Below are 5,776 nucleotides of genomic sequence, written 5' to 3'. Positions count from 1 at the left end.
ACGACGATCCGCTTGCGCCGATCCGTCGCGGGCAGACCGGTGTCGATCAGGATCTTCAGCTGGGACAGCCTGCGGTCCGAACCGTCCTCGGCTACGCCGAGCAACTCCCGGGCGAGCAGTTCGCTGCGATCCCGGACGCTCGGATCGGCGGCGTTGCCGGTGGCGCGCGGCGCACAGGCCGACGTGGCGAGCGCGGCGGAGGCGACGGCACTCGCGGCCAGCGTGCTGCCCAGCAGACGGCGTCGCGAGACTCTGCTGTCGGAAATGCCCGAACCTCCCCGGGACGAGGGGCGAAGCCCCGCTGCGCGATAACGGCCGCAGACGGTACCGGACCGCTCGAAGCGCCTCGGGGAACTCGGCTTTCCGGCCGGTGGTGCGGGCGTTTCGCGGGTTCGGTTGGGGCGGCGCGGCGCTCAGCGCGTCCGGGCGCCGAGCGCCAGTCTTATGGCTCGCTCGACGGGGAAGAGGGTGGCGCGGTCGAGCAGCGGCACGGCCGGTTCCAGCGTGGGCGTGGCCATGAAGCGTGGCGTGCCGCCGCGGTGCGCCTGAGCGGCGTGGATCAGGAACGGGTGACACAGGTACACGTCACCGGCGTGGCCGGTGGCCTCGACGACGGGCGCGGCGGCGGTGTCCGCCAGGACTCCGGTCTCGCCGATCCGGGTGGCGTCGATGCCGTCCTCGCCGTAGCGGAGCAGGCGGCCGGGCACGGCCGCGTGGGAGCCGACGCGGATGCGGGTGGGCGCGTCGGCCTCGGTGACGTCGGTGAAGAGCACGAGCATGAACAAAGCCCGTGCGCGCGAACGGTAATTGGTGAACGAGTGACCGGTCCAGCCCTCGGGGAGGTAACTGCCCTCGAAATGCCAGTAGTCGTCGTCGGGCGGGTCCGGGTGCGGGAAGCGAACCGCGATCGGGCCGAGACCGGACTTGCGCGTCCACCGATGCGGTCCGACCAGTTGGTCGAAAGCCCGCTCTAGCGCGGGCATTCGGGCGATCGCGCGGAATGGTTCGATGTCGTAGCCGGGCAGGCGCACCAGCGGTCTGCGCCAGGTGGCCGCATCGTCTGGCGCGCAGCCGGTGTCGGGCCACATGATGTCCAGGCACCGGCGGGCGGCCGCGCGGGAGAAGACCGCCGGTAGGCGGACGAAGCCGTCCTCGATGAACCTGGCGATCTGGTCGCGGTCGAGTGCCATCGTCTCCGCCTCCGCCTGCTGAGGGTCGGTCTTTCCTTGGGAATACCTCGCTTTCGCTGTTTCACCGGGCCAGGGCTATCGATAGCCGCGTTTGAGGAGATAGCCGGCGCCGGCCGCGAATCCGGCGGGGCTGGGCAGGTCGAAGTCGAAGGAGTCGGCGAGCCGGTTGGCCGTGTCCAACGCGGCGCAGACCGCCAGCGCGTCCTCGATCTGGGGACGGGAGACGCCCGCGGACAACAGCTTTCGCATGTCCTCGACGCCCACCGTCTCCGTTCGCATCAGCGTGTCCAGCATGCGCAGCGTCGCCCGCAGGCCCTCCTCGATGGGGGCCGACTCCAGATCCGTCAGCACGGCACGGACTTTCGTGTCGTCCCCGTAGGCCCTTTCCGCGATCGCGGTGTGCGCGCCGACGCAGAACGCGCACGCGTTGAGATGGGAGACATAGGCCGCGATCAACTCTCGGTCGGCGACCGACCAGGGGGACGGGCCGCGCAGCGCGGCGTGGGTGAACCTCTTCGCGGTCGTGCCGTAGAAGTCGGGGCGGTAGAAGGTCAGTCGCGCCACGTCCGGTAACGGATGCCCGGAGAAGGCGCGGAAGAGGGCGAACATCGCCTTGATCCAGGGGCGGTAGCCGCGATTCAGAATGTCGGGTCGCATCACTCGGCCTCCTCGATCGCTGCGGCCAAGGCCGCCAGCCCCGCGTCGTACAGCCGGGCGGAGTGCCCGACCGCCGCGCACACCACCAGCTCGAACAGCTGGTCGTCGCTGATGCCCGCTTGCCGGGCCGCGGCGAAATCCGCGTCGGTGACCCGGTTCGCCCTCGTGGCGACCTTGTCGATCAACCCGTGCAACGGTGGCGGAACGTCGGTGTTATGAAAGGCGCGCGCTCGCAGATCCGCCGAGGCCCTGCCCTTCCCGCGCAGCACGCTGTCCACCAGCGCATCGTGCGCTACCCGCTTGTCGTCGTTCTCCGGCACAGCCGCCCACCTCCAAGGTCGATTTGTCTGCGCCAGAACATTTTCGGCGTGTTCGCGACGCCGGGTGGGGACAATGACGAAGATGTACGAATACAGCCTCGACTGGCAGTTCGCCGCGGCCCCCGACAGGCACCGCCAGCAATCACCGTGTGGCTATCTGCTCGCGTTGAGGCTCGGCGCGACCACCGCCTTGATCCCCGACATCACCTCGCCCGCGGTCTTCGACCAAGCCTGCGGGAGTTACCCGGGCCTGGGGCCGGCCTACGACGCGGGCACCCAGCGAATGGTGACGTGCGGTTTCCTCGAGCGGCTCGGGTGGAGCGGGGCGACATCCGATCCGTTGCGGCTGACGTGCCAGGTCAGTGCGCAGAACCAGCGCATCCTCCAAGCCGCGATGCCGATGGCGTCCGACGAGGTGGCCGAGCTGAAGTTCTGGCTGATCGACTACGCGACGAGCACGCCCGAGACGCCGGGCGGGTGGTACGAGGCCGCCTATCCGATGGGCCGCTGGCCGACCGGGACCGAGGGGTTCCTGAAAGGCAGGCTCGCCTGGAGCGGATCGGCGTGGGCGTTCCAGGTCAGCGACGAGGGCACGGCCGTCGAGGGCACGAAGACGCGGATGTTCGCCTGCGACATGAGCATCGAGCCCGCCGTCGATGCCATCTTCACGTTGTTCGGCGCGAAGACGAAGGACGACAAGATCGTTCGGCCGTGGGGTCTGATGACCAAGTAGAACTCCGGCCGCTATTCTACTGGCGCAGTGGTCGTTTCGTGGACAGAGCGCCACAGGTAGCCGTGGTCGGTGTTGATCAGGACCGCCGTGACCAGCCGCCGGCTGCGCAGCTCACCCTGCCGGTTCTCGGCCGTGAAGCGCACGGTGAGAATCCCGCCGCCCTGCGCGATCTCCTCGATGTCGGTGATCGCGATGTCGAAGCCCGGCTGTGCGTTCCGCGCCGACCACACGCCCGCCAGCAATGTATCCCGGTCGACCACCTGCCCCGCGGTAGTGACCGAGGAGAACTCGTCGTGCAGCGCGTTGGCGAACCGATCGAAAACCTTCGGCGGAGCATTCGACCCCATCCACTCGGCCAGATCCGAGTGCAAGGCCTCGATCACATCGGCGAGGTCGGGGTCTCCAGGCATAACAACAATCTCGATCCCGCTCAGCATCTCCGGCGCGTCCCGAGATCATATCCAGTCCCGCCACCCCGCTCACGAGCGGGCGAGATGGTCTGTCCCTCAACAGGTTCGTCGAGATGGTGGGATCGGTCGCTGGGTGGCCTGCCGATCCCACCCACCGGTGACGGCGATTACGACAAGGTGCAGTTCTTTTGCGTGTCGGTGCGGACCTTGTGGCCGGTGAACTCTTCGAGAATGGCGAGGTTTTCGGGGGCGTAATTCTTTTCGGTGATCTTGTCGGCGTTGGGGCCGCCGAGCTTGCCGGAATAGGGGGCGGACTTCTCCAACCAGTAGGCGGTGCGCAGGAATTGGGTGAGCACGAGGTCGCGCAGCTTCGGCTCGTTCTTGATCTTCGCCCAGTAGTCGAGGTGCTTGTCCTTGGCTACGCGCAGGTACAGCAGCAGGTAGCGCAGATTGGTCGCGGCGATATCCCGGGCATTGCTGGCGCCGATGCCCTTGATGTACTCCTGCACCACGGTGACCGCGGGCAGGCCCATCAGTCCGGCGTTCAATTCCGCGGTCACGCCTTGCAGATGGTAGTCACCCTGCTGACTGTCGCGCAGATAGATCCCGTCCATGTCGTCGCTGAGCTTGTCCTTGATCAGCGGCAGGATTTCCTTGCGCGGGAAGCCGCCGTACAGCGGGATATTCGTCATCTGCTGGGTGGAGTTGATCCACGCGGCGGTGTACTTGTCCCACTGGGTGCGCGACCCGTCGAGGTCCCACATGTGGGTCTCCTCGTGGATCGCGACCATCATGGACTCGGCGAACGCCTCGAAGCTGCTCGTCTCCACGAACTGGTTCCAGTACTGGTCCTTGGCCTGGGCGATGGCCAGTTTCTCCCCGCTCGGCCAGCGCCGCTTGTACATGGCCTGCAGGGTCGGCATCCAGTTCGAACGGTTGAAGCGAGCCTTCAGATCGCTGATATCGGCCTGGGGAGTAGAGGTTTCTTCGTAGCAGAACGGTGCGGCGACGGGGTCCGCGGCCTTGATCTCGGACGCCGGGGCCGCCACCGCGACGGAGCCGGGACCGAGCGACAGGACCAGGCAGGCGGTGACGATGGGTAAAAGACGTTTGCGGTTCATGGGAGTCTCGATTCGGGGCACGTGCATGGGTACGGTGCGGACGAACCCATTTCCGCTGACGCCGGGGACTTATCCCGTTTGCTCGCCGCGAGCGGTCGCCGAAAGGTGTGGCCGAACGAGAACTATTGCGCGAGAGTCTGTCCCAGCCGACGGCTACGAGCCCGCCGCCATTTCTGAACAACTGTCTGAATAGTGACACGAAAGACCACGCCCGGAACTCCCCAGTGGAAGTGGGGAGAATTGAGGCGTCAATTATCGAATTTCTCCGGCGCGGTATTCAGACGAGTGCGTGCTCTTCGATGTGCGTGCTCAGGCTCGCGCCGTTGAGATCCAGGTATATGGCGCGTTCGGTGACCGAGAGGGTGGCGGTGTTGCGGCGATCGATCGCGGCGACGGCGGCGTCGATGAAGTCGCGGTCGAAACTGTAGAGGGGGATGGTCTCGGCGCGATGGATCCGCTTGCCCGCCAGCTGAGCCAGCACCCTGGCGGGGTCGCGGTGGGTGTAGACGGCGGTGCGCTCGGCCAGCTTGCTGCCGCGGTGCAGGCGCTCGGCGTCCGGGGCGCCGACCTCGATCCACCCGGTGAGGCGGCCGGTGAGGTCGCGGACCAGCACCGCGGGCTCGTCGGTGGAGGAGACGCCGCCCTCGCTGAAGGCGATGCCCTCCCGATACTCGAGGCAGTAGGCGAGCAGGCGCGTGACCATGAACTCGGCGGTCTCCGACGGATGGCGCGCCACCCGCAACTCCAGCTCCTCGTATACGCCGCGATCGACGTCGGCCAGGTGGACGGCGAAGTGGTGGAGTGTCGCGGGAAGGGCCATAAGTCAAGGAGCTTAGGCCCTGTCTCGAAGTCCGGCCGGATCCAGCCACCGGAGGCGCCGGATGGGACTTCGAGGCAGGCCTAGGTGAACGCCCTCGTCGGTCGGCGCAACGGTGGCGGCGGGCACTCCTAGACTGTCGATCGAGAGGAAGGACGGCTATGAAGCGAAACCTGAACTGCCCCTGCGGGGAAGCCATCGTCGGAGTGGACGAGGACGATCTCGTCGAGAAGACGAAGGCGCACCTGGCCGAGAACCACCCCGGCCACGACTACTCCCGCGACGAGATCCTCTTCATCGCTTACTGATTCGCGGCTCAGCTCCTCGGCCAGATCACCTCGTCCGGCAGGCACAGGCTGGCCGAGCGGGTGGTCGGCACCGGGCCGGTGCCGGGGGCGAAGGCCCACTGGGAGATCGGGCCGGCCGCCCGCCAGCGCAGGGCGCCGTCCGCGTCGGCGACCACTTCGTACACCGACTCGCTGCCGTCGATGAGCTGAGTGCCCACGCAGTAGTCGGTGTACTCGGTGC

At 67.3% G+C, this 5,776-nt stretch carries 9 protein-coding genes; 2 read left to right on the top strand and 7 right to left on the bottom strand.

Features of this window, described 5'->3' with window-relative positions:
- Positions 1–413: 413 nt before the first annotated feature.
- The 3 genes from ON39_RS35035 to ON39_RS35025 form a co-directional block, all read right to left on the bottom strand.
- A complete protein-coding gene (locus ON39_RS35035) occupies positions 414–1,190 on the bottom strand; it encodes a phytanoyl-CoA dioxygenase family protein (RefSeq protein WP_040740606.1) in 777 nt (258 codons plus the stop codon).
- A gap of 75 nt (positions 1,191–1,265) precedes the next feature.
- On the bottom strand, positions 1,266–1,847 hold the full coding sequence (locus ON39_RS35030) for a carboxymuconolactone decarboxylase family protein (RefSeq protein WP_040740605.1): 582 nt from the start codon (positions 1,845–1,847) through the stop codon (positions 1,266–1,268).
- Positions 1,847–2,167 (bottom strand): carboxymuconolactone decarboxylase family protein, encoded by a 321-nt coding sequence (locus ON39_RS35025; RefSeq protein WP_040740604.1) that lies wholly within the window; start codon positions 2,165–2,167, stop codon positions 1,847–1,849. Before ON39_RS35025 ends, ON39_RS35030 begins: the two co-directional genes overlap by 1 nt.
- An 82-nt stretch (positions 2,168–2,249) precedes the next feature.
- Between ON39_RS35025 and ON39_RS35020 the strand changes: the two genes are divergently transcribed.
- On the top strand, positions 2,250–2,900 hold the full coding sequence (locus ON39_RS35020; protein ID WP_146251237.1) for a hypothetical protein: 651 nt from the start codon (positions 2,250–2,252) through the stop codon (positions 2,898–2,900).
- An 11-nt stretch (positions 2,901–2,911) separates the two neighbouring features.
- On the opposite strand, the gene ON39_RS35015 is transcribed toward ON39_RS35020, so the two are convergent.
- From ON39_RS35015 to ON39_RS35005, 3 genes are all read right to left on the bottom strand, one after another.
- On the bottom strand, positions 2,912–3,310 hold the full coding sequence (locus ON39_RS35015) for a DUF4440 domain-containing protein (RefSeq protein ID WP_040740602.1): 399 nt from the start codon (positions 3,308–3,310) through the stop codon (positions 2,912–2,914).
- Positions 3,311–3,477: 167 nt separating this feature from the next.
- Positions 3,478–4,431 (bottom strand): hypothetical protein, encoded by a 954-nt coding sequence (locus tag ON39_RS35010; protein ID WP_211336388.1) that lies wholly within the window; start codon positions 4,429–4,431, stop codon positions 3,478–3,480.
- Between the two features lie 277 nt (positions 4,432–4,708).
- The gene (locus ON39_RS35005; RefSeq protein ID WP_040740601.1) at positions 4,709–5,251 is read right to left on the bottom strand and encodes a YaeQ family protein; all 543 of its coding nucleotides are present in this window, start codon (positions 5,249–5,251) and stop codon (positions 4,709–4,711) included.
- Positions 5,252–5,409: 158 nt separating this feature from the next.
- On the opposite strand from ON39_RS35005, the gene ON39_RS46810 reads away from it, so the two are divergent.
- Positions 5,410–5,556, top strand: a complete 147-nt coding sequence (locus ON39_RS46810) for a hypothetical protein (protein WP_063713426.1) — start codon at positions 5,410–5,412, stop codon at positions 5,554–5,556.
- 8 nt (positions 5,557–5,564) lie between these two features.
- Here ON39_RS46810 and ON39_RS35000 read toward each other — a convergent pair.
- Positions 5,565–5,776, bottom strand: a 212-nt coding sequence (locus tag ON39_RS35000) for a hypothetical protein (RefSeq protein WP_040740600.1), incomplete at its 5' end; no start/stop codon positions are given.

Origin of the sequence: Nocardia tenerifensis NBRC 101015, assembly GCF_000308715.1 — a bacterium.
GTDB lineage: Bacteria > Actinomycetota > Actinomycetes > Mycobacteriales > Mycobacteriaceae > Nocardia > Nocardia tenerifensis.
This window is presented reverse-complemented; position numbering and strand designations above follow the sequence as displayed.

Coding starts and splice junctions, on each gene's coding strand:
- ON39_RS35010 (WP_211336388.1), bottom strand. CDS start 4,431: ATGAACCGCAAACGTCTTTTACCCATCGTCACCGCCTGCCTGGTCCTG.
- ON39_RS35030 (WP_040740605.1), bottom strand. CDS start 1,847: ATGCGACCCGACATTCTGAATCGCGGCTACCGCCCCTGGATCAAGGCG.
- ON39_RS35020 (WP_146251237.1), top strand. CDS start 2,250: ATGTACGAATACAGCCTCGACTGGCAGTTCGCCGCGGCCCCCGACAGG.
- ON39_RS35035 (WP_040740606.1), bottom strand. CDS start 1,190: ATGGCACTCGACCGCGACCAGATCGCCAGGTTCATCGAGGACGGCTTC.
- ON39_RS35005 (WP_040740601.1), bottom strand. CDS start 5,251: ATGGCCCTTCCCGCGACACTCCACCACTTCGCCGTCCACCTGGCCGAC.
- ON39_RS35015 (WP_040740602.1), bottom strand. CDS start 3,310: ATGCCTGGAGACCCCGACCTCGCCGATGTGATCGAGGCCTTGCACTCG.
- ON39_RS46810 (WP_063713426.1), top strand. CDS start 5,410: ATGAAGCGAAACCTGAACTGCCCCTGCGGGGAAGCCATCGTCGGAGTG.